Source organism: Dellaglioa sp. CoH-57-MRSF-20 (assembly GCF_056781955.1).
This window is the reverse complement of the sequence record NZ_JBXAXV010000005.1, coordinates 48,480-74,246: the sequence shown is the minus strand read 5'-3', so window position 1 is coordinate 74,246 and position 25,767 is coordinate 48,480. Positions and strand designations below refer to the sequence as shown.

Genomic DNA, 25,767 nt, shown 5'->3' with positions numbered 1-25,767 from the left:
TTAAGAACACATAAAAACCGCTGGACAAATCACAAAGGTGATTTAACCAGCGGTTCATTTTAATTTAATCTTTTTCTGTAAATAGTTTATCAACTGAGCGATTCTTATGAATTAAATCAATTGCTTGGCCAAACAAGTCGGCAACTGATAAGCGCACAAGTTTATCGAGCTTGTCAGCTTCTGGAACAACGATACTATCTGTTACAATCACTTGTTTAATATTGTCATCAGATAAAGCTTCAATCGCACCTTTTGACATCACAGCATGTGTTGCACAAGCATAAATATCTGTTGCACCAGCAGCTTTAAGTGCACGCGCTGCATCAGTCATCATTGTCCCTGTATCAATCATATCATCAATAATGATACAACGACGCCCTTTTACATCGCCAATAATTGATGTTGCTGCAATATTATCAGCAAAATCAGATCCACGTTTATCAACAATAGCAATTTGTGCTTTGAGCTTTTCAGCCATATTACGAGCACCTTTAACACTATTATGATCAGGTGAAATCACAACAACATCATCTGTAATCCCATTTTCAATGAAGTATTTAGCTTGGATTTCTAAAGAAACTAAATGATCAACTGGAATGTTAAAGAATCCTTGTAATTGAGCGGCATGTAAATCAAGTGTAATTACACGAGAAACACCGGCTAATTGAATAAAGTTTGCAACTAACTTAGCTGTAATAGGTTCACGTGAACGTGCTTTACGATCTGAACGTGCATAACCATAATAAGGCATTACAACGTTAATTGTACCCGCACTTGCACGACGTAACGCATCAACCATAATCAAAAGTTCCAGTAAATTTTCATTTACTGGATTTGAGATTGATTGGATAACATAAACATCTGCGCCACGAATACTTTCATCAATGTTGATTTGAATTTCGCCATCACTGAAATGTTTCACGGATGCTGTAGAAAGACTAGTATTTAAAACCTTAGCCACCTTCTCCGCTAATTCAACGTTAGAATTAAGTGCAAATAATTTTAATTGACCTTTTGCGAATTGACCCGACATGATAGCCTCCGTTATTAATCTGTATTTTTTCTTTATAGTTCTATTATAATGAATTTACACTTAAATTACTATGCTCTAAGTAAAAAGTTTAAGATTATCTGAATTGTTCCTTCAGACTAAACGACAATCCTTATGTTTAATGGTAAAATAGACAGATACGAACTTAAAAATATAACTTAATTATGGGGGACACAAAAATTGTCTAGCGGTACAGTTATCATCAATTTGATTGTTATCTTTGTGACATTATTTGCAGCAGCATTCTTCGTTGCCGCAGAATTTGCACTTGTCCAAGCACGTCCAAGTGCCATCGAAGCTGATATCGAAGCAGGTATTGGAAATCGAAAAAAACAAGAAAGAGCATTAAAAATGCTTAACCATTTGAATGAATACCTTTCAACAACACAGGTTGGTGTCAGTGTTGCTGGTATTATTCTGGGTTGGGTTGGTGAAAAAACCATTGAATTTTTACTTGTAGATGTGCTTAAACTATTCCATTTTGCTTCTGAATCAGGGTTAAATATCATTGGCGCAATTATCGGGGTTTTAATCCTTACTTACGTTGAAGTGGTTTACACAGAAATTGTGCCTAAAAACTTAAGTATCGATATGCCCGTTCAAGTTTTAATGGTTGTTATAACACCATTACGCTACTTTCATCTTGCCTTTTACCCATTAGTTTGGTTATTAAATAACTCAGCAACACGTGTTGCTAAAATGATTGGTATTACGCCAACTGATGAAAATAGTGAAGTTTTTACTCAAAAAGAAATTTTATCTTTATCTCAAAATGCCGTTTCAGGTGGTGAATTAGATAGAGATGATTATGTCTATATGCAACGTGCCTTTGATTTAAATGACAAAATTGCTAAAGATATTATGGTCGATCGAACAAGTCTTTATGTCGTAGATATTACAGATACTGTGCACGATGTCGTTAAAGATTATTTACATCAGGGTTATAGCCGTTTTCCAGTAGTTGCTAACAATGATAAAGATAAAATTCTTGGTTACGTCTATATCTACGATTTAGTTAGACAAGCTGAGATTGATGATACTGTCTTAATTAGTAAACTACTTAGAACAATTATTACAGTACCAGAAACAACACCTATTAGAACATTATTAAGCCAAATGATTAGTAAACAAACACCTATCGTTGTTGTCCTTGATGAATATGGTGGTACAAGTGGTATTGTAACGGATAAAGATATTTATGAAGAATTATTTGGAACGGTTAAAGATGAAATTGATGACGTTTCAAGTGAATACATTATCAAAAATGATGATGGTTCATATAATATTAGTGGTAAAACGACTTTATATGATTTCGAACGCTTCTTTAAATTTAAAAATAAAGCGATGAAAGCATCTGAAAGTGTTACATTAGCAGGTTTCATTCTCGAAAATCATAAAGTTAAATTAAATGATGTCATCAAGTTTGATGCTTTTGAATTTAAGATTATTGAGTTTAAACGTAACTACATTGATTGGTTTAATGTTAAACATACGACGACTCAGGTAGACGCAATTGAAGAACAATGAACTGATAAGAAATAATTTAGTCATTACTAATTGGAGGGAATTTTATATTTATGCCTACTCGTAGAGAACTATATCAGCAGGAATCAATTGCAGATTCCACTTCTAATCCAAGTAAAAATCGTCACTCATCGTTGCCAAAAAATGGTAAGAAAAAACCAAATAAAAAACGTCGTCGTTTAATTCTTCTTTTATTGCTCTTACTTTTGGTCGGTGGCGGTATTTATGCATACAGAGCTTACGCAAACGCAAAAAAAGCAGCTGATTCAATTTATACGCCGACAAAAGTCGCTAAAGCTAGAAACGTTTCTTCAGTCTTAAAATCAGGCTATCCAATTTCAATTCTCCTTTTAGGAACCGATGATGGTGCGTTAGGCCGTGCAAAAGTTGGCGGTCGAACAGATACCTTAATTGTCGCAACTTTAAATCCTAAAACGGAATCAATGACGTTAGTCAGTTTACCCCGAGATGCAGAAGTTGCGGTTTCTGGTTATGAATCAGAATTCCCAAGTAAATTAAATTCTGCCTATGCTTATGGTGGTCCTGCTTCTGCTGTTAAAACAGTCGAGAAATATTTGAACGTCCCTATTGATTTCTATGCAACCATTAATATGGGCGGACTCGAAACATTAGTTAATGCGGTTGGTGGCGTTGATGTCACACCACCACTATCGTTCACCTATCAAGGTGCACACTTTAAAAAAGGTGTTAAAACTCATGTTAATGGTGCAGATGCATTATCTTATGCCCGAATGCGTCATGAGGATCCACTTGGTGATTATGGCCGTCAAAAACGTCAACGCCAGATTATCATGTCTGTTGCCTTACAGAGTACAAACTTACAAAACTTATTAAATCAAAAATTCTTAGACACGATGTCTTCTCAATTGAAAACAGATTTATCATTTGATGATTTAGTGACTCTAGGAACTAGCTATCGTGTTGCCACGCACCATTCAAAATCTGATCACCTACAAGGAACTGGAACCATGATTAACGGTGAAGCTTTTGAAGTCGCTGATACACCAGAGAAGCAACGTATTACCGATAAACTTAGATCTGCCTTAGATTTAGTTAAAGCAGAAACGGGCAATACTTTATTAACAAATTCAACAATTAACACAACTCGAAAATAATGACCTATACACTACTCGCATCATCAAGAAGGCAACTTCTGATGATGCTTTTTTATTTATATTGATTAAATTTCATATAGAAAATAGGTCCGTAAAAAAAATTTATTTTATTCATACATTTCATTTGTAAACGGTACCATAAAGTGTAATAATAGATGGTACAAGATACTTTGTTATTTAAATGAAAGTGGGGATTTATATTATGTCAGAAAAAATTAAAGCATCAATTGCAATGTTAAAGGTATTACAGGATTGGAAAGTTGAAAATGTCTATGGGTTACCCGGTGGATCATTCAATACAACAATGCGTGCTCTTGAATCAGAAAAAGAAAACATTAATTACGTTCAAGTACGTCATGAAGAAGTTGGGGCACTTGCTGCTGCCGCTGAAGCAAAACTAACTGGTAAAGTTGGGGTTGTCTTTGGTTCAGCAGGTCCTGGGGCAACACATTTATTCAATGGTTTATATGACGCACAACAAGACCATGTTCCTGTTCTTGCTTTAATCGGTCAGGTTGCTTCATCTGCAATGAACATGGATTCATTCCAAGAAATGAACGAAAATCCAATGTTTGCTGACGTTTCTGTCTATAATAGAACAGTTATGACTCCAGAAAGCTTACCTCGTGTAATTGATCAAGCTATCAGAACAGCTTACCAATACAAAGGTGTAGCAGTTGTTACAATTCCAAATGACTTTGGTTGGATGGATATCGACGCTGACAGTTATTACGCTTCAGGTCACAATTACACAACACCTATTTTACCTGAACCAAATGATTCAAAAATTAAAGAGGCTTTAGCACTTATTAAAGAAGCTAAACAACCTGTTTTATTCGCTGGTATTGGTACAAAAGGTGCTACTGATGAAGTAATTGCTTTCTCTGAACATTTTAAAATGCCTGTAATTATTACAGCTATCAATAAAGGAACTGTTCCTGATAGTTATCGTGCTAACTTAGGGTCAACTTACCGAGTTGCAACAAAACCTGCTGATGAAGCAATTGCTGCCGCTGACTTAGTTGTCTTTGTAGGAGCTGATTTACCTTTCTCACAAACTAAAAAAGTCTTAAAACCCGATATGAAATTTATCCAAATCGATATTGATGCATCAAAAATTGGTAAACGTCATGCAGTTGATGTCGCTTTACTCAGTGATGCTAAGAAAACATTAGCTCGCTTTGTTGAATTAGCTGGTGCTCCTGTTGAAAGTCGTCCATTCTTCGATGCAACTATTGAAGATATGGCTAACTGGCGTACTTACCTCAAGAAATTTGAGGACAAGACAACAACACCACTTCAACCTGCTTCTGTCTTTAAAGAAATCAACAAACATGCCACAGGCGATGACATTTTCGCAGTTGATGTTGGTAATGTTACAATGAATAGCTTACGTTACTTAGATATGAATCCTAAACAAAAATTCACAACATCTGCCTTATTTGCAACAATGGGTTATGGTATGGGTGCAGCAATTGCTGCTAAATCAGCCTTCCCTGACCGTCAAGTCTTTAACCTTGTCGGTGATGGCGCATTTGCTATGATTGTTCAAGATTTATTAACACAAGTAAAATACAAACAACATGTCATTAATATTGTCTTCTCTAACCAACATTTTGGTTTCATTCAAGATGAACAAGAAGATGAAGGTCAACCATTCTATGGTATTGATTTCAATGACGCAGATTGGGCACAAGTCGGAAGCGCTATGGGTACGCTTGGTATCTCAGTTTCTACACATGACGAATTAGTTGCCGCATTTGAAACAGCTATAAAAGCAGAAGGTCCTGTTGTTATTGATGTTAAAATCACTGACGACCGTGCCATCCCTGTTGAAGATTTAGCTGTCGATCCAAAACATTTCTCAGCTGAAGAAATCGCTGCTTACCGTAAACGTTACGAAGCAGAAGACTTACTTGTCTTAGATGATTTAATCGAGAAATACTCAAAATAATGCCCTCACGAATAAAATAGCTATTCCTAAGAGATAGTTATTTTTAAATAACAAAAGACTGTAATGAAGATAACTATCCTCTTCATTACAGTCTTTTTTTTTGGGTTCTATTTTAATTTTACAGGTAGATCTTTTTTTGAAACTTCTTCCCATGAAATAACACCTTTTTTTTCATTATAGGCTAATTTTAAATAGGCGCCTTGACGTAACGGTCTTTCTTTATTCCCATTAAACGTTAATTTCTTAGCTTCATTTTTAGTATTATAAGCCATTTGATTATAGCTATAATCGGCATACGTTTTTCCATTTTGATCCTTTTTAACCACTTTTTTACCTGTTTCTGTTATCTGTGTGTAGTAATCCTGAGTTGAGTAATTAGTCCTATAGTATAAGTACCCGCCGCCAACTAATAGAATAGCGATAATTAATACAATTATTTTTTTCATTTATTCTACCTCCTTTTATTTAATTCATAATCTCAAATAACCATGCATTAAACCACTAATTTGACTTGTACTAATCGAAGATTATCAAAAAATTATATTATAATCCTTTTTTACTCATTTAATTCTATATAATGATACAATACTAACCATACAAACATTAGGAGGTTACGATTATGACAAAAACTCACCAACTAGTTAATAGAAATGAAGTACCTGAAGCACTAACATGGGATTTAACAGCCATTTATCCAAATGATCTTGCATTCCAGACGGATATCGATTTAGTTCGTGACCTCGTTCAAACCTTTGTTTCTACTTACCATAGCCATTTAGGAGAACTAGCTCCAATTAGTACCGCCTTCAATGACTTGGAAGATATTTACACTCGCTTATCACATATTGAACATTATGCATTTTTACAGCAAGCAGTTGATATTACTGATGCAACAGCCAATCAGTTAATGCGCGATTTTGAAGCACTTTCTGCCGAAATTACGACAAAACTGGTTTTCTTTGATATTGAATTACTAGAAAATCCAGTTAAATTATTGGACGACGTTGTTGCAACAAATCCAAAATTAAAAGCTTATATTCGTCAATTAAAGAAACAAAAAGAATTCCAGTTAAGTCCTGAGGTTGAACAAGTCCTTGCGACCTTCCAACCTAATTTTTCTGCACCAGAATCAGTTTACGGTCAAACTCGAGCAGCTGATATGGACTTTTCTGATTTTGAAGTAAATGGTGTGACATATCCAATGTCATTTGTTTTATATGAAAATACGTACCAATACAATCCAGACGCAGCTATTCGTCATGCAGCATTTAAAAGCTTCTCAACAACATTAAATCATTATAAGCATACAATTGCGGCTAACTATTATAATCAAGTATCTATGGAGAAAAGAATTGCTACTTTACGTGGCTATCATTCAGTTTTTGATTACTTATTAGCAGAACAAGAAGTTGACCGTTCATTATTCAATCGTCAAATTGATACAATCATGACTAAATTAGCACCTGTTATGCAAAAATACGCTGCACATGTCAAAGAAGTTCGCGGTTTAGATAAAATGACCTTTGCTGATTTACAAATCGATTTAGATCCTGATTTCGCACCAGAAGTTTCAATTGAAGAAGCTAAGAAATATGTCAACGATGCAGTTGCGCCACTTGGATCTGACTATCAAGCCATGGTTGCTCGTTCATTCCCAGAACGTTGGGTTGATTTTCCACAAAATATTGGTAAGGAAACGGGTGGCTTTGAAACAACTCCTTATGGCAAACATCCTTATATTTTAATGTCATGGACGAACGAATTAGCCGATGTCTATACTTTAATTCATGAGCTCGGTCATGCAGGGCAAGCCATTTTAACACAGGATAACCAATCAATTTTGGGTAGTGAACCTTCTACTTATTTGGTTGAAGCGCCTTCTACATTCAATGAACTATTACTAACAAGTTCAATTGAAAATCAATCAAGTGAACCTCGCTTAAAACGTTTTGCTTATTCAAAAATGTTAACGAATACTTATTTCCATAACTTTGTGACCCATTTACTTGAAGCAGCTTACCAACGTGAAGTTTATCAACTCATTGACGCTGGACAAGGATTTGATGGTGATCAATTAAGTGAAATTAAACGTCATGTCCTTGAAGCATTCTGGGGACCAGATGTTGAAATAAATGACGGTGCTGAACTAACTTGGATGCGCCAATCACACTATTACATGGGCCTCTATTCATACACATATTCAGCAGGTCTTGCCATTTCAACACAAGCACACTTGAACTTATTGAAAGATCCAGAAAATACGACAGAAGCTTGGCTTGCCTTCTTAAAATTAGGTGGCGAATTAGCCCCAATTGAAGCAGCTAAAGTTGCAGGCGTTGATATCACTACGGATGAACCTCTCAATCAAACAATTCAATTTTTAGATGATACCGTGAATAAAATCATTGCTTTAACGAAAGAAATTTAAAAATAAAGGAGAGACACTAAAAAGTTTAGTGTCTCTCCTTTATTTTTTATGCAGGTGGTGTGTTACTTAATACCCATTTTACCTGGGCTGTATATGAACCGCGATGGATTTCACTTGGATCTGCTTTAACCAAAACACCCGCATCTTTGTCCCATGGTACGGTTGTCGTTTTTGTCGTTGATGTTCCTGACAAAATTTCAAGACTTGCCGAACCTAAAACTTGAGCCTTATCTCCGGCTGTTGCTCGATACACAATCGCATCTTTAATTGTATTACTATCTGAAGTAAGATCACTTGCTGAAACTGACAACTGCCAAGTCCCAGGTAATGATGTTTCTAATGCTACAGAAAAATCAGTTTGACGAGGTAATATTGTCGTTTTTCCTGGAATTTTAGTTGTCCCAAAATTTAAACTACCGTTAGTTGTTAGTCCCATTTTACCTGAAACAACGACAGTAATAGTTTTCACGTCAGATTTATTACCGTCTGTATCGACAGCATAAACAGTTAAAACATGACTACCAATTGCTAAGTTATCTGGTAATTTGTAAGTTCCAGAATGGTCCTGACCAGCTTTTACGTTATCATATGTTTCCATTAAAACAGGTGCATTTGACCCTTCTTGATAGTACGTTTTAATGGTTGCACTATCATCAGACTCATGGTAACTCAAAGAATAAGGCGCATTCACTGTTGTACCACTATCATCTAAAGTAAACGTTGGTTTATTAGAGTTCACAATAATATCAGCCGTATATGACGTTGTTTGGTTCCCATATTGATCAGTTGCCATCACAGTATATGGGTTTTTACCAACCTTTAATTGACTACTTGGAACGCTAACACTAAATTTACCGTCTGTTCCGACGTTAGCTGATACTGAGTAACTACCATTGACTTTAATTGCTGCAGTTGTCGTTCCTGCTGGGAAAGTTCCCCCAAGACTTGAAACTACTGTTCCGGCAATAGTTGCTGCTTCATTTTGATTAACCTTGATGTCATTAATTCCTGATATCGTTAATGTTCGTGTGCCTCCAATTGTGAATTTGGCTGCATTTGATTGGATAACCGCATTAGATCCAGAAAATTCACTTACTGGACTATTAACAACTGTATCGGCTGCAACTTTGTCAGCAGTTCCTGTAAGTGTTACTTTTGCACTTGAATACTTAGCTGTTGATAAATCATTCTTAAGGACCTTAACAATTGCCCCATTTGACATCTTTGTTAAATCAATGGTTTCTGAGTCCGTTGCTGCCCCTGAATAAGTAATTGTTCCCGTTTTTAACGTCACATTATTGGGAACCTTCAAGCCAGCACTAATTGTTTTCCAATCTTGTTTACCACCTAAATATTTTAAATTTGTTACAAAATCTAATGAATCTCCAGAGTGTACTAGACCATCATTAGTAACATCTTTATTTTTTTGAGTTGTATCTGTTACTGTCTGAGTTGCAGTTGCATCAACTAAACCTGGAACTTTTTCAAACATTATCAAGTTAGTTTCATAACTACCACCCGTTGATCCAGTAAATCCCCAACGAACTGCGCCATTCGAATTGAATTTAGCCTTATCAATTGACACAGTCGCGCTCTTACCTGTTGTCATAACATTTGTTTTTGGATTTTTATCATCAATTGTGTAAGTCATAGAGCCTGTTGTACTCGTTCCAGCAGAATATTTCAACGTCAAATGATGCCATAACGCGTTAGATAGATTTGCTCCGTAATCAATTAACCCAAGGTGATTTTGATAGTAAAAATAGGCGGTGTGTATTGGAAAAAAACCCGAGTCTTTACTATCCCGTGTATAACTATTAGTATCTGCAGGATAACCACTAGCTATGTGATTACCTGTGACAGCAGTATAATCAAAGCTATTCCCGGAAGTTTGACCCCCATTATTAAAGGTATCGAACTCTAACGCCCAACTGTTTTGTATCCCTGTTTTAACTAGTTTCGAAACATCACTATAACCTGATGTTGTTCCAAAAATACCCTCAGGTAGTATATCATTAGCCCAAACACCTAATGTTTCACCACTACCAGTTGAAATAGCTGCATTTCCTTTAGCATCATTTTGTAATACTAATGCCATACCATCTCCGGCTGCAGCGCCTCCATTACCAAGATATACCCACATTGACGCTGTTGAATCTTTGTTCAAATCGAATGTATTACCATCAGTTGACCAAACAGCTGCCTTTTGATCTTTATTATCAGTAATTGTTACGACCGATTTTGTAGCAGCATTTGCATCCGTTGTTATGACATTTCCAGACGTTAAATTAACTGTTTTACTAACTTCAGATACACCAGCCCCAGTTCCGCGTTGAAATATACCATTCAAAGTGATCCCACTTGGCGCGGTCTGTATTGCATAATTATAATCTGTTTCTGCCGACACACTTGAAAAAGTAGCTAAGAAAGTCGCCGCTAAAACAAACACTAATAAATTTATTTTTTTATGATTAATCCCCATAACCCGCACCCCATTCTCTATCTTTATTACTTATAGTATACGCTTAAATAGAATTAATATTATCCATAAATTTCTTATAAACGCTCATTATTTGATGGTTTTAGGGTCCTTTTCAGGTAATAGTTATTTAATCCTGTATGCCAATTGGTATACCAGTATTCGTCAGCTATAATGTATCATTAAATAAAAAAGTAAGCTTACAATATTGTAAGCTCACTTCAATTTAATACCTAATAAAGCAACTAAAATTGTTGCCTGGTAAGCATTAATCGTTAATCCACGAACCAGCTTAGGATCCAGTATAACTGTTTCAAATTCACTCTCAGAGAAATCCACAGACTTCATGTTGGTCTCAATAAAATCGCAACCTTCAATATTACTTTCAGGGAATGTTAATTTCTTCTTGATTTCAACCGCTTGAAAACTGGTTTCTTTTAAATCACAACGTCTAAATTCAACTTCTTGGAAATTAGCGACACTAAAATTAGAATAGCTTAACTGACAATCTCTAAATGTCGTTTCTTTAAAAACAGTACGATTAGAAAAGTCACACCCCATCATCCGACAGCTTTTAATTTCAGTTCTAAAAAAATAACTTTCATTAAATTCTGCGTTCAAAAACTCACAATGATCAATTACAGTATCTAACCATTCGCTACGCACAAAGTCAGTTTGTTCAAAGGTACAATGATCAAAAGTGACTGAATCAACTCGTACTGTCTCAAAAGAAGCCTCAATCGTACAATTATGGTAAGTTAATCCATATCTAATATCATCAAATGAAATGGTTTGTCCTTCAACAACTTGATTATCCAAAATAATTCACTCCTAAATGTTTACTTAAAACGCTATTTATAAATTTTAACATATTTATTCACAAATACTTAAGACCTTTTTTAGTTAGAAGATAATAAAAAAGATAAATCAGATTATTCTGATTTATCTTTTCTTTAACCTTTATTTTCTTTTTTATCCTTTTTAATAAAGAATAATAGTAGTGCTCCTAATATTAGAACGAATCCTACTAAGACAACCATCACAGATTTTTCTTCATTTGTCTGTGGTAAAATACCACCTACAGATGATACTGAGCCTTTTATGTCTTTTTCAGGATTAACAGTCGTTTTTCTTTCAGGTACACTAGTTGGTTGTGTCACTTTGGTATTCTCTTTAAAACCGATAGTCACATTCGTAGAACCGGCTTCGGTTGTTGCCGCACTAACCATTTGATTAGTATTCAGCATGACAACTCCCAAAAGTAACATTGCTATAATCATAATCTTTTTCTTCATGAGACTAACCTCCCCCAAGGAATACTTTAAAGATTCTTGTTAAAAAGCATTATATAGTGATTGCCACCATATAATGCTTTTTAAACAACTTATTTAAGCAGGTACGTCAGAAAGTGTCCAGTTCATTTTTGTTGAGTAAGCTTCTGCTTTAGCAACACCAGCAGGGACAGTTAATGAAATGTCTCCAGCTGCAAGTGTATCAACAGTAACACCACTACCAGTATCTTTAACAGCATTTAAAGCAACGCCAGCTGTTGTTAAATCTGTAACAGCATTTGAAACAGCTGTAGTTGTTCCAGTTGTTGCTTCAGCAACAACTACTTTACCTTTGCCTGTTGAAAGAACAGCACCAGTTAATTCATCACTACCACTCTTAAATTGGTCAGCTTGAACAGAAAGTGCCCAACCAGCATTTGTTCCACGAACATCCCCAACTTCAATAGCAAGATCTTTTGCTGATTTAACAGTCAATGCTTTTGTAGGAATTTCAATATCTGAACCAAAGTCTACTGTTTTTGTAGCGTAGACAATAGCAAGGTTACCACTATTACCAGTTCCACCACCATCACCAGGATCTGTTGGGTCTGTTGGGTTTGTTGGGTTAACTGGAGGGATTACTTGTCCTTCATCGCCAGCCTTAAACGAAACACTAGCATCAGTTGATGCACCTTGAGCAAGTGTTGCTGCATTTACATGACTTGAAACTGCTAAACCTGCACCTAAAATTGTTGCTGCTAATAATGCACTTGTTAAACCTTTTTTCATAATCTAATCCCCCATAATTCTATCTTTTTTATTGTAAATAATTAAACAGCTGGTGTATCTGATAAAGTCCATGTTAACGTTGAAGCATACGCGATATCTGCTTTAGCAACGCCAGCTGGAATTGTTAATTTAACATTTTCTTTTTTAATGTTATCAACGTTAATACCTGCACCAGCGTCTGCTGTAGCACCAAGAACAACCCCAGAAGTTGTTGTATCAGCAATTGCTGATGACACTGCATGGTTAGCTGTAGAACCATTACCAACTGAAACAGCACCTGCGCCTAAACTAATTGCAGCGCCGCCAAGTTTTTCTGATTCATCAGCGTTAGCTAATTGCTTAGAACTTACTGATAAAGTCCAACCAGCATTTGTTCCACGAACATCACCAACTTCAACTGCAACATCTGTATCAGACGTTAAGTTAACCGTATTTGCCGTAATTTCATTTTCAGTACCAAAACTAATTGCTTTAGTAGCATAGATAATAGCAAGATTACCACTGTTACCAGTATTACCGTTATCCCCAGGTTCTGTTGGTTTTGTTGGATCTGTTGGGTCAACTGGAGGGATAACTTGTCCTTCATCGCCAGCTTTAAATTGAACACCAGTTGTTGTTGTTGCAGGTGTCATATCAGCAGCGTTTACGCTACCTGATACTGCTAAGCCTGCACCTAAGATTGTTGCTGATAATAATGCACTTGTTAATACGTTTTTCATAATTTATTTCCCCCGAATTTGTTATTTAATTTAAACAGCTGGTACGTCTGAAAGACTCCAGTTTAACGTTGTTGCATAAGTATCAGCTTTAGCTGAACCTGCAGGAATTGTCAAAGTCATGTTGTCTGCACGAATCTTATCTGCATTTAAACCAGCACCTTCGCCTGTTTTAGCTGATAAGACAGTTCCACCATCAGTAACCGCTGCAACTGCAGCAGCTGATGCAGGTGTTGGTGTAGCACCGGTACCAATTAAGGTATTATCACCTTTACCTAAAGCTAAGACAGCTCCAGCTAATTCGCCAGACTTTGTACTTTTGAATTGATCTGCTTTAACTGATAATGTCCAACCAGCATCTGTTCCTCGAGTATCGGCAACTTGAAGAGAAATAAAGTTACTACCTTTAAGGTCTTGTTTACTTGCTGAAACAGGTACAGTAGTGCTAACAGAACCAGTTCCATCATCTTTTGGAATCCCAAATGTTACAGCCTTTGTTGCATATACAATTGCTAAAGGACCAGCATGTCCTGTTTCACCGCCACCACCATCACCAGGATCTGTTGGGTCAACTGGGTCTGTTGGGTCAACTGGGTCTGTTGGATCTGTACCTGGTGTAAATGTTACTGAACCGTCAGTTGTTGCACTATCTGGTAAGACAGTATCTGCAGCATTTACGTTACTTGATACTGCTAAACCTGCACCTAAAATTGTTGTTGCTAATAATGAACTTGTTAAACTTTTTTTCATAATATATTTCCCCCAAATTTTTTTAATATTTCACCCGACTCTAACCTAATTAAGCAGGAGCGTCAGTCAATGTCCAAGTTAATGTTGTTGAGTATGCAGCAGCATGTGCTGTACCACCAACAACCCCTAAGTTAATACCCTTTTGTGCATAACTTGTTGTAGTTTCCCCTGCACCTTTGTCAACAGGTGCACTAATTGTTGCACCACCATCTAAGACGTTGCCTGTAGCTGTTGCTGTTACCTCAGGTACGTCACCAATATTATTCGATGCAGTACCATCAGGGAGTGACAATGTAGCACCTTCTAGTTCTACAGATTTAGCTGTAGGATCAGCAACAGTATCTACAACACTCATAAATGGTGTACCACTAACCTTAACGCTCCAACCAACAAATGTTCCACGAAGATCACTAACACTTACATTAATACCACTATTTGAATTTAATGTAGTATTCGCTGCAGAAATTGCTTCTTTACCAAAATCAACTTTACTTGTGACATTTGTAATTGACAATGATGCACTATTAGGATCTGTTGGATCTATTCCGCCAGCTGTAAACGTGGCACTTGCCGTTGTATCTTTTGATGTAGCAGTATCTGCTGCAGATACCTTACTTATTGTTCCGAAACCTAATACCACACCACTAATCATTACTGTTGTTAATAAAGTTTTTTTCATCATTGTTTCCCCCATTTTTCGTATACACTCACTATAGTCGATATTTGACCTAAAAACGGTCAATATTTCATGGTTAAGTGTTTTCTTTTGACAGTCATAATTACTTAATTCTTATTTAGTTATTCTTTTCTATAAAATTATAATACCAAAATTATTTCATTTAAAACGACCAACATTTACGTGTTAGGTGTCATTTTTTGACGTTATTTTACTGGGACACTTGATAATGTCCAATTCAAGTCTGCTTTATAGGCAGTTGCTCTAAGCTTTGATGGATCTGCCTTTAACAAAATACCGGTTCCATCATCGTTAAACTCCTTTCCTGTATCATTTACACCATTACCTGATAAAACGGTTATGCCAGCATCATTAATGATTTGCTCTGTAGCATTGGCATCACTTTTAAAGACCAAAGCATCTGGATCATCAGTTAATCCTGTTGATTTTACAGTCAACACCCAGTTACCGGCATCCACAGCTGAAAGGTCCACATTAAGACCAATTAATGGTGTTAAATTGGTTTTTTCATTTGGTATTTTAATTTTATCTCCATAATTTAAATTATTAATGCTATTAATTTTTAACGTTTTAGTTGGTTTTTTAACATTAAGGATGAATTTTTTAACAGTCGCATTACCTTGATCATCCGTTGTTGTGACGGTTATTGTATGTTGTTTAACCGTCAAGTCGGTCATCTTAATCGTATTAGTATGATCTTTACCTAGCGTTTTACTATTATCGTACTCCTCCTTATATTGACTGGTGTGTGCTACATCACCATAAGAATCTGTAATTTGAGTTGTTAAGGTCGTTGCATGATCACTATTCACCGTGTAGCTCACTGGGTACTCAGTACTTGCGACATCAACTACTGGGATATCCGTATTAGTCGTACTGTCTAATTTATCGCCTGCAATTGCATCTACTTTAATCTTAGGATTTGGTATGGTTACAATGATAGTTCCCTTAGTTGGAAAACTAGTTCCCCCACCTATTACTCTTGTAGCTGTAAGCTCAACTTTATTTTCCCCAATTGCTAGATCAGAATTTTTAATTGTAACTGGTGCTTGCATGAGTGTTTCTATTGGATCATACGATGTTGGATGAAAAGGTGCGTAAATTGTTGCCGTACTATCTGGTTTGGTTACTTGCACATTGAATACGTAGTTATCTAAAGATACGGCAGGATAGTACCCAGGTGATCCTTCTGGTGTTCCTGAGCCATCAACGCTATTTCCATTACCCGCATCATCCTGACTATAAAATAGGTCAGCTAACGCTGCATCTGCAGGCATTATTGTTGATTCTTTGCTAAGTACATCGTCAATGCTAATCGTTTTTTTACTTCCACCCAGAAACATCCCTACAATCTCTGCATTTTTATAATCATCAAATAACGTACGTGTTGTGCTACTTTGTTTTTTAGCCTGTTCTACTTGTTTCTTTTCGTCTTTTTGACTATCTAGTTTTTCACTAGATAGTGTAGACGACGCTGATTCTGAACTTGTTGCATTTGTCGTATCAACTTCTGAATCTATTTTTTCATCAGATACACTACTACTTGAGCTACTAGAATCTGCCTTATTTGATTCTGTTGATTCACTTAATACATTTTCTAAAGTTTGCTCTTTTATAGTCGCAATACTTGAACTAGTTGCTTCTTCTTGTTCACTTGCTGATATAGTTTCATTCAACGCTGTTCCCCCGAACAACATCATCGCACACAAACTACCTATCACAATTCTATTTTTTGGTTTCATAATAATCCCCCAGGATTCTCTTTTTAGTTTATGTCGTTAACCAATTACCGTTATAATATCATCTATATTCGGTAGACAACATTCAACATTTGCGACCTAGATGTGTTTTTTTGACATTTTAATCATAATTATATTTACTTCTTATAGTATGTATCACAAAATTTGATTGTACTTTATTTCATTTTTCTTTATACTTAACCATAGCTATCACTGCACCAGTATCATAAAATATTTTATCCATATGGAGGCTATTATTTTGCTAGAATCAGAAAAAACATTACGTTGGTATAACGTTGCTTTAATTGCATTCGTTTCCGTTTGGGGACTTGCAAATGTCTTTAACAACTTTGCTAACCAAGGACTCACTGTTATTACATCTTGGATTTTAATCATGATTTTTTACTTTGTTCCTTATACTTTAATTGTTGGTCAATTAGGCTCAACATTTAAAGATGCCAGCGGTGGTGTGTCTTCATGGGTGAAAGAAACTTCAACCAAGAGACTTGCCTACTATGCAGCTTGGACTTATTGGGTCGTACATATTCCTTACCTAGCACAAAAACCACAAGGTATTTTAATTGCCTTTAGTTGGTTATTCAAAGGTAACGGAAATTTCGTTAATGAAACTTCTGCTATGACCGTTTCACTTATGGGCTTAGTCATTTTCATTTTCTTCTTATGGATTGCCTCAAAGGGACTTGCTACTTTAAGTCGAATTGGTAGTGTTGCCGGAACAGCAATGTTCGTTATGTCATTATTATTCATCTTGTTGGCAGTTTCAGCGCCATTCATGACGCATGCTAAAATTCAAACACCTGATATGGGTGCCATTAAATCATATCTACCTAACTTTAACTTCGCCTACTTCACAACGATTTCAATGTTAGTTTTCGCTGTTGGTGGTGCTGAAAAGATTTCTCCCTATGTTAATAAAACAAAAAACTCAGCTAAAGAATTTCCAAAAGGAATGTTAGCATTGGCCGCAATGGTTGCCATCTGTGCTATTTTAGGTTCGTTCGCTATGGGATTCTTATTTAACGGAACTAACATCCCTGATGATTTAATCACAAATGGTCCTTACGAAGGTTTCTTACGTCTTGGTAGTTTCTATCACGTAGGTAATTTATTCATGATTCTATACGCAATTGCCAATGCGATGGCTCAAATTTCAGCGCTTGCTTTCTCAATTGATGCACCATTAAAAATTCTTTTAGGTGATGCTGATCCAAACTTCATTCCTAAAAGCTTGTCAAAACTTAATAAAAAAGGAACTCCCGTTAATGGTTATGCCATGACTGGTGTTTTAGTTAGTATTTTAATTATCATTCCTGCAATCGGGATTGGTAACATGAACGCATTATACAAATGGTTATTGAACCTAAATGCGGTTGTCATGCCTATGCGTTATCTCTGGGTATTCTTCGCTTACATGCTATTAAACAAACAATTGAAGAATTTCAAAGCCGGTTACAAGTTTGTTAAGAATCCTGTCGTTGGTTACATTGTTGGTGCTTGGTGTTTCTTATTCACTGCATTCGCTTGTATCCTAGGAGTTGTTCCTAAATTAAACTACTCAGATAGCCCTTCTAACTACTTGTTCCAATTAACACTTAATATTGTCACACCACTTGTCTTAGTTGCATTAGGTTTAATCCTCCCTGCAATTGCACGTCGCGGTAACAAAAAAGCCCTATAAAATTAATCTTAACTAAAATCTTATATTCACAAATAAACCTTATGCCTAAAAGCATAAGGTTTATTTAATTTTATGGTTTTTAATTTTCATATTAGGTATACTAGAGCAGTTAAATAAAATTTTGGAAGGAATCTATTTGTATGAATATTATTGTTATGTTAAAAGTTATTATTTTGGGAGTTGTCGAAGGAATTACAGAATGGCTTCCTATTAGTTCAACGGGACATATGATTTTAGTTGACGAATTTTTACAACTAAAAGAAAATGCTGCTTTCATGGAAATGTTCTTCGTTGTTATCCAACTGGGCGCTATCCTAGCAGTTTGTGTGTTGTATTTCCATAAATTAAATCCTTTTTCTCCAAAAAAATCGCAATTAGAAAAAAGAGATACGTGGTCTCTATGGAGTAAAGTCATTGTAGCTGTACTTCCAGCTGCTGTGATTGGGTTAGTTGCTGATGACTGGTTAAATGCGAAATTATATAATTTCCCAGTTGTTGCCTTAATGTTAATTATTTATGGTGTTTTATTCATTATTATTGAAAACAAAAAAGCCGATGCTGTTCCTTCTATTACATCATTCAATCAAGTTACTTACAAAACAGCGTTACTAATCGGTGTTTTCCAAGTTCTTGCTTTAATTCCCGGAACATCACGTTCTGGTGCAACTATTTTAGGTGCCATTTTATTAGGGACTTCTCGATTCATTGCTGCTGAATTTTCATTTTTCTTATCAATTCCAGTTATGTTCGGTGCCAGTCTACTCAAATTAGTTAAATACTTCCATAATGGTTATAGCTTTACCGGTGATCAAACAGCCGTCTTATTACTTGGTTGTGTAGTCGCATTCTTAGTTTCAATTGTTGCAATCAAATTCTTGATGGGTTACATCAAGTCGAAAGATTTCAAACCATTTGGTTGGTACCGTATTATTTTAGGTGCCTTGCTACTCGTTTACTATTTCTTCATTAAATAATTAGACAAAAAAACGCCGATAATATCGGCGTTTTTTTATTTAGTTTTCTTGGCTGGTGCTTTTTTCTTAGTAGTTACTTTCTTTACAGCCGGTTTCTTTTTAGCGGGTACCTTTTTGGCCACGGGCTTTTTCTTGGCTGCCGCCTTTACAGTTGTCGTTTTTTTCTTTGTTGTCGCTTTTTTTGTAGCCGTCGTCTTTTTAACTGCTGGTTTCTTTTTAACAGCTGGTTTTTTCTTAGCTGGAGCTTTCTTTTTCTTTTCAACGACAACTGGTTCTTTTTCTTCAATAATAGGTGGATTTTCAAGGAAAGCTATCTTTTCAGCAATCATAGTTGTGCTTGTCATATTATGATCACTGGGGTTTTCTAAATAATTAGTCACAGATGTAATTTCATCGATTCTTAATTTAGATGCGTTCAGAATTGGTGACTCAACAATCAGATAGACATTAACTTCTGCTTCATCTGTTACTTCATTAAAGAAGCTGGGTAACTTTTTATAATATTTGTATGGTAAATTAAGGATATTTGCTTCAAGTGTAAAAATTGCGGTACCTTCAGGATATTCAATCATCAATTGAACTTCTACAAGCTTACCATCCCGTACATTGTTTTCTAAATCAGCATAACACTTAGCGAATAATTCTGGTACACCAATCGCTTGGACATCTTCTGGTGTGGCAGTATAAAAAATCTTTGTGTACGCCTCTAACTCAATAGCGGACATGAATTGTTCAACGGTCATTTTCATTAGTTATCTATCCTCCGTATTCTCTCTACATAGTCCATAATATCCTAGATGGCAATAATTGCAAAACATAAATAAAAAAAGGATAACTTTTGTTATCCTTTTTCACTAATACTACTTATTTAGTTGGTACATTACTCAAATTCCATTGCACTGAAGCATCATATTCTTCACTTCTAACCTCGCTAGGTTTAACACGCAATAGAATTCCCGTATCTTTTGCCCACGTTTTAGTTATCTGGTTAGGAGATGAGTTCCCACCCGCAATATCTATCGAATGGTCTTTTAAAGGTGTCCCAATATCTGTCGCTTTTTCTTTGTAAATTAATGCATCTTTTAGCACAGTGCCGCTGGCTCCAACAACATCAGTTCCAGTCAGCTTTAAATTCCATGTACCTGGTACCGATGCAACTACCTGTATACTTAATTCTTCTACAGGGCTATAGGTTGTTTCTTCGTTGGGTATTGGAATATCACTTTGTCCAAAATTTAATGCACCCGTTACCGATGCTATTTCTAAAACACCTGGATCATTAACAGTGATAATTTCTTGACCCGTTACTGAATTACCATATTGATCTTCAACACTTACCGTATAAGTATTTTTTCCAACGTTTAACTTATCTGCAGGCAGCACTTCAGCGTAGTCAATGCTACCCAACTTATTGAATAGCATTGATTTATCACTAAAGGCTTTACCATTCAGCATCGTTGTTATCGTAACGTTATCATTTTCCATTAGTGTATCTGTTTTAACGTTACTCGTAACTTTAATCGACTGACCACTATCAATTGTTTTATCAAGCAATCCTGAAAGTGTCATCTTCTGCTTTAATGCCTTAATGGTAAACGTAGCTAGCTGAGATCTTACTATCGTATTTTGACCATTAAATGTACTAATTGGACTTGTTACTTTGGTATCTGTAGCAACAATTTTAGCTGTCCCATTCATACTGATCGTTGCTGTATCATTACTTTTTGATAAGTTTTTATTTAGACTTGATGTAATGACACCATCTTTAGTTGTTGTATCAAATGTTTGCGTTGTTCCATCGGCGTATTTAATGATACCTTCTTTGTCTAACGTCACAGCATTAGGCGTTTTTAACGAAGCAACGATTTTTTTCCAATCTTGCTTTCCATCATTGTATTTCAAAGTTGTTTGAAGATTAAGTTTATCCCCGCTGTTAGCAATTCCTGATGCGGTAATGTCCTTATTGTTCTGGGTAGTATCTGTCACTTTTTGCGTCGCCGTAACAGAAACTAAATCAGATATTTCTTCAAACATCACTAAATTTGTTTCCCAGTTACCGCCTGTTGCGCCCGTAAATCCCCAAGTCACTTGACCATCAGTGCTCGCAAATTTACTTTTATCAATTGGAACTGTCTTTGCAAGACCACCACCTAATACATCACCCGTACCGGGGACTTTATCTCCAATAGTATAGGTCATTGAGCCGGCAGTTGTAGACGTTGATTTATAATCAATTGACACATGCCACCATCTTCCATTAGATAAGTCAGCGACAGCAAGTAGTCCATCATGAGTTAATTTATTATACTTACTTAAAAAACCATTTTGTTCATAAGTAGCCCTTTGATTAGGATAATTGCTTGCCAGATGATTGTCTTGGATAGTGTTTAAATTATCAAATCCGTTACCCTTGCTTGCCTCACTATTTTTATGTGTATCAAATTCTAACGCCCATGAATTTTTAATAGCTGTTCCTGCAACGGTAGATTCTGATCCACCTTTATCAACACCCCAAACACCTAATGATTCGCCTCCACCAGAAATAGCACTGAGACCACGGCTATCATTTTGTAAAACAAAAGCCATCCCATCACCAGAATTAGCACCCTGATTACCGAAATACATCCACATTGACATTTTATTATTTTTATTAAGATTAAATTTATTGTTTGCTGTAGACCAGGCAGATCCCACTTGGTTAGTTGCATCCGTAATTTTTATAATTGATTTATCTGCGTTATCTGCTGTTTCAGAAACAACATTACCACTAGCATCGAATGTTACAATTTTTGCATTATTTTGTGTTCCTGTTGTTCCAGGTGTCAAAAGTCCATTTGATACTAATGCGTCTGGTGCCGATGCCACTGCGTTAGAATAATCATCAGCATTAACACCTGTAGAGCTAAGCCCTAATGTCACTAACACACCTGTAAAAAGTACAGCTTTCAGCCGTAATATTGTCATAATCCTATCTCCCCCCGGACATTTGAATTTAACCGACAATTAAGTTTATTATTAATTATTTGGTACATTCGTTAGCGTCCAATCTAATTCAGAACTATAGGTTTCAGCTACTTTAATTTCACTTGGTTCAACATCCAATACAATTCCAGAATCTGCTGACCAACTTTTTTCAACCGTAGTTGCTTGACCTACTCCTGTAGACACTATTGTACCATACGTTGGAGAAAGCGGTAACGTGTTTTCCTGATTTGAATTACGAAACCCAATAGTTGAATGCTTTAAAGTACTTTTATCACTTGCTGCAGTTAGTGGTCCTGCAGTCACAGACAATGTCCAGTTTTTAGCTGCTGACGTTTCTAACTTAAGCATATAGCTTGAAGCACGGTTTAAAATACTTCTTTTCGCTGGTATTTTATTATTAAAATTAATTGAATCATCTGATGAAATACTCAACAATCCTACGACAACAGAGATTGTTTGGTTATTAGAAATGTTTCCTTCAGAATCAACCGAATAAATAGTTAACTCGTGCGTTCCAATGGCAAACTTAGTTGTATCTAGTGCTACACTATGATCTTGTGTCGAACCTGGTTTAGTATTTGTATATTTTTCTAATTCAACAGGTGTTCCAGTACTTCCTTCTTTATAGTACGTTGTTAACGCTGCACTATTATCAGCTACTTGGAAAATCAATGTATATGGCGCTACAACGGTTCCTTTATTATCATTTAAAGTTAAAACGGGTTTAATATTAATTTTTTGTGTATATTTTTGCGTCGTATTACCATCTGGATCTGTTACTTGAACATTATAAGAATATTCGCCAGTGGTTAGTTTGTCCTTTGGAATCGTTACGTTAAATGTACCATCCGTTGCGACATCACCCTTAATAGGTGTTGTATCCTCATTAAGTGTCACACTGGCCGTTGTTCCTTTAGCAAAAGTTCCACCTAAACTAGATTTTACCGTTCCACTAATCGTCGCATCCGTTCCATAATTAATATCAATATCTTTAAGGCCATCAATCGTTAAGGCTGTTTTTGGTGATGCTTTAATCGTATAGCTAATAGGATTAGAATCAATCATTGCATTGCTTCCGATGAATTGACCTGCTGAAACAGTCACTGGTGTATCCACTTCAACTGGCATTACTTCACCGATAAATGAAATATGTGAACTTTGTCCAGGTGTAGATAATTCAGGTATTTGCGCGCCGGATAACCCAGCAGGGTCACTTCCATAGATATTACTAGGAAATTTTCCTGTACCAAAATCGTTAGGTATTTCATACCCAGTCCATTTTATATTATTAGCCGGGTATTTTAAATATCCACCTATGCCTGTCCACGATTGTTTTCCACTATCGTAAGTTACGGTAGTGTTGAATTTTACTTTATCTCCAGCTTTTACTTCTCCATTAGCCGAGACATCCTTGTTATTTTGTGTAATATCCGTCATAGTTTGTACCGCAGTCGCATTAACAAGACCTGGTACAGTTTCAAACATAACTAAGTTATTTTCAAAAGAGTCACCCGTTGACCCTGTAAATCCCCAACGGATTTTACCCGTTGTAGAATTAAATTTCGATTTATCAATTGGAACACTTGCCGTCTGCCCTGTCTGACTTGTATCTTCAGTAGGATCCAAGTCTTCTGTTCCTGAAATTGGTTTTTTATCATCAATCGTATATGTCATTGACCCAGCACTCGCACTCACTGATTTATAATCAATTGTCACATGATGCCATGCCCGATTTGATAAGAACCCATTATAATTAATAAGGCCTAAATGATTTAGTTTAACTGAAGAAGAGATTGTATGATTATCCGTGTATGTTGCCTCAACAGCTGGATACCCACTACCAATATGGTTAGGTGCTAAACTAGGATCTAAATCAAATCCGTTTCCTGAACTATTACCATTATTCAAATGAGTATCAAATTCTAGCGCCCAACTATTTTGAATAGCGCCTCTAGCAGTATTATTGGGGGATCCCGTACCCACTGAATCGTCTCCCCAAACACCTAACGTTTCACCTGCTTTAGTTGCAATAGCAGCATTTCCTTTTGCATCATTTTGAAAAACAAGTGCCATCCCATCCCCAGCAGTATTCGTTTTGCTACCAAAATAAATCCACATAGAAGCTTTACTACTTGTATTAATATCAAATGAATTTTCGTCTGTTGACCAAATTGCTGCTTTTTGATTCTTAGCATCCGTAATTTTAACCATCGTTTTAGCAGCCAGATTAGTCGAATTAGGATCTTTATTGGTATCGGTTAATTCGACCATACCACTAGTTGCTACTACTCCAGCACCAGTACCCGTCTGGAATAAATTTGTCATTAAAATTGCTCGAGGTGCTGATGCTTTTGCAGAATCATAATCCGCATCTGCCTTGATACTTGTTACATTAACTAAAAAGAATAACCCAAAAGTTAGTAGTGTTAATTTTAATTTATTATTAATTTTCATGTTGGCCCCCACCTATTTTCCCCAAAGTTCATCTATAATAACTAATATGATAGCATGATACAGACAAAAAAAAACATCAAAAATAGAGGGTACCCCCACACTTTTTGATGTTATTTAAAAAATAAATGATTTTATTATTAATCTAAATTATCATTCATAAACTTAACGACTTTTTTAGTATATAATTCTGGATCCTTACTGAACGCTTTTCCGTGACCTGCGCCCTTCACAATCCACAATTCCTTCGTACCTGCTGAGGCTTTGTAGTTGTCATAAACCATTGCGCTAGGAACGAAATCATCCTTGTCGCCATGAATGAATAATGTTGGTAATTTATTTTTCTTTAATTGTTTAACAGAGTCAGCTTCTGCAAAAGAGTAGCCCGCACGTAACTGAGTTACCCAACTAGAAGTTGTTATTAATGGTTCTTTTGGTAAATTGAATTGGAGTTTCAATTGATAAGCTAACAAATCTTCAACATTTGTATAACCACAATCTTCAACAATTGCTTTAACTTGAGTTGGTAACTTTTCACCACTCATCATCATGACAGTAGCACCACCCATGCTAACTCCAAACAAGCCAATCTTTTGATCTGTTCCCTTTTCGGCAATTAATTTTTTGGTCCATTTAATGTAATCTAAGCGATCTTTCCATCCGAAACCAATATAATCGCCCTGACTTTTACCTTGGCCTCGATCATCTGGCGCTAAAACGTTATAGCCATTATCATGAAATAATTTTATATATGAAGCCATACTTTCTTTATTTTCCATGTAACCATGTGCCACAACAACTGTTTTTAAAGATTTAGTTGCCGCCGGTACATAGTCAGCAACTAATTTTAAATTTTCACCTGCTGATGTTTCTGTCCAGTTTTCTTTTTTAGTACTGGCCAACCATTTTTTTGCTTCAATTGTTCGCTTTGGTGTTCCTTTTGATGTTCCCGTTAATGTTTTTTCTGTATTTTGAATGGCATAGTGATAGAGATAGAAACTACCCCCTGTAATTGCAACCGCTAATAACACTAAAATACTGACAATCCAAATTATAATTTTCTTTTTCATTCAAAGAAACTCCTTTATCGTTTATGCCATTAACGTATTATAGCATTGTTTATT

Annotated in this window: 20 protein-coding genes; 6 read left to right on the top strand and 14 right to left on the bottom strand. The window is 35.9% G+C overall.

Annotated elements, in window-relative coordinates:
- Positions 1 to 64 precede the first annotated feature (64 nt).
- Complete coding sequence (locus AC1RPN_RS06415) at positions 65 to 1,033, bottom strand: ribose-phosphate diphosphokinase (RefSeq protein WP_481761743.1); 969 nt, start codon at positions 1,031 to 1,033, stop codon at positions 65 to 67.
- Positions 1,034 to 1,231: 198 nt separating this feature from the next.
- On the opposite strand from AC1RPN_RS06415, the gene AC1RPN_RS06410 reads away from it, so the two are divergent.
- The 3 genes from AC1RPN_RS06410 (at position 1,232) to spxB (ending at position 5,665) form a co-directional block, all read left to right on the top strand.
- Positions 1,232 to 2,578 carry a hemolysin family protein gene (locus tag AC1RPN_RS06410; RefSeq protein ID WP_481761744.1) on the top strand — a complete coding sequence of 449 codons (1,347 nt, stop codon included), beginning with the start codon at positions 1,232 to 1,234 and terminating at the stop codon, positions 2,576 to 2,578.
- A 50-nt stretch (positions 2,579 to 2,628) separates the two neighbouring features.
- Positions 2,629 to 3,711, top strand: a complete 1,083-nt coding sequence (locus AC1RPN_RS06405; RefSeq protein WP_481761745.1) for an LCP family glycopolymer transferase — start codon at positions 2,629 to 2,631, stop codon at positions 3,709 to 3,711.
- Between the two features lie 202 nt (positions 3,712 to 3,913).
- The gene (gene spxB, locus AC1RPN_RS06400) at positions 3,914 to 5,665 is read left to right on the top strand and encodes a pyruvate oxidase (RefSeq protein ID WP_481761746.1); all 1,752 of its coding nucleotides are present in this window, start codon (positions 3,914 to 3,916) and stop codon (positions 5,663 to 5,665) included.
- 107 nt (positions 5,666 to 5,772) lie between these two features.
- Here the strand turns inward: spxB and AC1RPN_RS06395 are convergent, their stop codons facing one another.
- Positions 5,773 to 6,111, bottom strand: a complete 339-nt coding sequence (locus tag AC1RPN_RS06395; protein WP_481761747.1) for a YxeA family protein — start codon at positions 6,109 to 6,111, stop codon at positions 5,773 to 5,775.
- Positions 6,112 to 6,284: 173 nt separating this feature from the next.
- Here AC1RPN_RS06395 and pepF point away from each other — a divergent pair, with 173 nt between their 5' ends.
- A complete protein-coding gene (pepF, locus tag AC1RPN_RS06390) occupies positions 6,285 to 8,093 on the top strand; it encodes an oligoendopeptidase F (protein WP_481761748.1) in 1,809 nt (602 codons plus the stop codon).
- A 46-nt stretch (positions 8,094 to 8,139) separates the two neighbouring features.
- Here the strand turns inward: pepF and AC1RPN_RS06385 are convergent, their stop codons facing one another.
- The 8 genes from AC1RPN_RS06385 to AC1RPN_RS06350 form a co-directional block, all read right to left on the bottom strand.
- On the bottom strand, positions 8,140 to 10,575 hold the full coding sequence (locus AC1RPN_RS06385) for a hypothetical protein (protein ID WP_481761749.1): 2,436 nt from the start codon (positions 10,573 to 10,575) through the stop codon (positions 8,140 to 8,142).
- Positions 10,576 to 10,788: 213 nt separating this feature from the next.
- Positions 10,789 to 11,391, bottom strand: coding sequence for a pentapeptide repeat-containing protein (locus tag AC1RPN_RS06380; RefSeq protein WP_481761750.1), 603 nt, complete (start codon positions 11,389 to 11,391; stop codon positions 10,789 to 10,791).
- 134 nt (positions 11,392 to 11,525) lie between these two features.
- Positions 11,526 to 11,867: an LPXTG cell wall anchor domain-containing protein gene (locus AC1RPN_RS06375; RefSeq protein WP_481761751.1), complete on the bottom strand. Its 342-nt coding sequence runs from the start codon at positions 11,865 to 11,867 to the stop codon at positions 11,526 to 11,528.
- Positions 11,868 to 11,960: 93 nt separating this feature from the next.
- On the bottom strand, positions 11,961 to 12,632 hold the full coding sequence (locus tag AC1RPN_RS06370; RefSeq protein WP_481761752.1) for a WxL domain-containing protein: 672 nt from the start codon (positions 12,630 to 12,632) through the stop codon (positions 11,961 to 11,963).
- A gap of 41 nt (positions 12,633 to 12,673) precedes the next feature.
- On the bottom strand, positions 12,674 to 13,351 hold the full coding sequence (locus tag AC1RPN_RS06365) for a WxL domain-containing protein (RefSeq protein ID WP_481761753.1): 678 nt from the start codon (positions 13,349 to 13,351) through the stop codon (positions 12,674 to 12,676).
- A gap of 30 nt (positions 13,352 to 13,381) precedes the next feature.
- Positions 13,382 to 14,098: a WxL domain-containing protein gene (locus tag AC1RPN_RS06360; protein ID WP_481761754.1), complete on the bottom strand. Its 717-nt coding sequence runs from the start codon at positions 14,096 to 14,098 to the stop codon at positions 13,382 to 13,384.
- Between the two features lie 49 nt (positions 14,099 to 14,147).
- Positions 14,148 to 14,780 carry a WxL domain-containing protein gene (locus AC1RPN_RS06355; protein ID WP_481761755.1) on the bottom strand — a complete coding sequence of 211 codons (633 nt, stop codon included), beginning with the start codon at positions 14,778 to 14,780 and terminating at the stop codon, positions 14,148 to 14,150.
- A 200-nt stretch (positions 14,781 to 14,980) separates the two neighbouring features.
- Entirely contained in the window at positions 14,981 to 16,537 is a 1,557-nt protein-coding gene (locus AC1RPN_RS06350; RefSeq protein ID WP_481761756.1) for a hypothetical protein, read from the bottom strand.
- Positions 16,538 to 16,793: 256 nt separating this feature from the next.
- Between AC1RPN_RS06350 and AC1RPN_RS06345 the strand changes: the two genes are divergently transcribed.
- Both AC1RPN_RS06345 and AC1RPN_RS06340 read left to right on the top strand, forming a co-directional pair.
- On the top strand, positions 16,794 to 18,233 hold the full coding sequence (locus tag AC1RPN_RS06345) for an amino acid permease (protein ID WP_481761757.1): 1,440 nt from the start codon (positions 16,794 to 16,796) through the stop codon (positions 18,231 to 18,233).
- Between the two features lie 140 nt (positions 18,234 to 18,373).
- Positions 18,374 to 19,207 (top strand): undecaprenyl-diphosphate phosphatase, encoded by an 834-nt coding sequence (locus AC1RPN_RS06340; RefSeq protein WP_481761758.1) that lies wholly within the window; start codon positions 18,374 to 18,376, stop codon positions 19,205 to 19,207.
- 35 nt (positions 19,208 to 19,242) lie between these two features.
- Here the strand turns inward: AC1RPN_RS06340 and AC1RPN_RS06335 are convergent, their stop codons facing one another.
- From AC1RPN_RS06335 to AC1RPN_RS06320, 4 genes are all read right to left on the bottom strand, one after another.
- Positions 19,243 to 19,956 carry a hypothetical protein gene (locus AC1RPN_RS06335; RefSeq protein ID WP_481761759.1) on the bottom strand — a complete coding sequence of 238 codons (714 nt, stop codon included), beginning with the start codon at positions 19,954 to 19,956 and terminating at the stop codon, positions 19,243 to 19,245.
- Positions 19,957 to 20,071: 115 nt separating this feature from the next.
- The gene (locus tag AC1RPN_RS06330) at positions 20,072 to 22,171 is read right to left on the bottom strand and encodes an L-type lectin-domain containing protein (RefSeq protein WP_481761760.1); all 2,100 of its coding nucleotides are present in this window, start codon (positions 22,169 to 22,171) and stop codon (positions 20,072 to 20,074) included.
- 51 nt (positions 22,172 to 22,222) lie between these two features.
- Positions 22,223 to 24,646 carry a hypothetical protein gene (locus tag AC1RPN_RS06325; protein WP_481761761.1) on the bottom strand — a complete coding sequence of 808 codons (2,424 nt, stop codon included), beginning with the start codon at positions 24,644 to 24,646 and terminating at the stop codon, positions 22,223 to 22,225.
- A gap of 137 nt (positions 24,647 to 24,783) precedes the next feature.
- Entirely contained in the window at positions 24,784 to 25,713 is a 930-nt protein-coding gene (locus AC1RPN_RS06320; protein ID WP_481761762.1) for an alpha/beta hydrolase, read from the bottom strand.
- Between the last annotated feature and the right edge of the window lie 54 nt (positions 25,714 to 25,767).